Origin of the sequence: Maribrevibacterium harenarium (genome assembly GCF_006385675.1) — a bacterium.
GTDB classification, from domain to species: Bacteria; Pseudomonadota; Gammaproteobacteria; order Pseudomonadales; family Marinomonadaceae; genus Marinomonas; species Marinomonas harenarium.
Genome location: NZ_VFRR01000124.1, coordinates 1 through 851, shown reverse-complemented (window position 1 = coordinate 851; position 851 = coordinate 1). Strand labels below are relative to the sequence as shown.

Here is an 851-nt window from a genome sequence, read left to right as displayed (position 1 = left end):
ACCCATCGACTCTTCGCGTCGTCACGTCGCTCTAAAAATCGGATCACGGCACGAGCTCCGTGGATCAGAAGCGTTCGAATATAAGTGTCTCCGCGCTTTGTGATGCGACCATGTCGTTGTTTACCACCGGACGACCACTGTCGTGGCACAAGGCCTATCCATGCTGCAAATTGACGACCATTCTTAATGTCATGAAGATCTCCCGCTGAGGCAATGATTGCTGTTGCGGTAATCGGACCGATTCCTTCAACTTCCATCACTCGTCGAGTGACTTCTTGTGATTTGGCCAACGATGCTATTTTCTGATCATAATCATCTATCACGCGATCCAGCTCACACAATCTTCGATATTGATCAGCGAAAACCTCTCGCGCCAAATAGGGTAATGAGTTTTCTCCATCTTCCAAGATCTTTGGTAATTTCGATCTTACATGGAGCCTACCTTGCGGTATAACAATGCCATATTCAGTTAGGAAACCACGAATCTGATTGACCAACGCAACCCGCTCTGCAACCAATAAGGAGCGAGCGCGATGAACCGTTAAAATAGCTTGCTGCTCTTCATTCTTAATCGGAACAAAACGCATATTGGGCCGCCCTGCAGCCTCACATATGGTTTCGGCATCATTGCGGTCATTCTTGTCACTCTTACGATAAGGGGCGACAAACTGTGGGGCCATCATACGGACATTATGCCCCATCTTCTGAAGTTCTCTTGCCCAGTAGTGCGCACCGCCGCAACTCTCTATACCAACGACACAAGGTTCTTGTTGAATGAAGAATTCTAGTACTTTGGAGCGTTTAATGGTCTTCCTAATTAATACTTTTTCATCCTGATCAACAGCAAACAC

At 46.9% G+C, this 851-nt stretch carries 1 protein-coding gene; it reads right to left on the bottom strand.

The window, feature by feature from the left end; genetic code table 11:
* Nucleotides 1-851, bottom strand: an 851-nt coding sequence (locus FJM67_RS17385) for an IS110 family RNA-guided transposase (RefSeq protein ID WP_181161555.1), incomplete at both ends; no start/stop codon positions are given.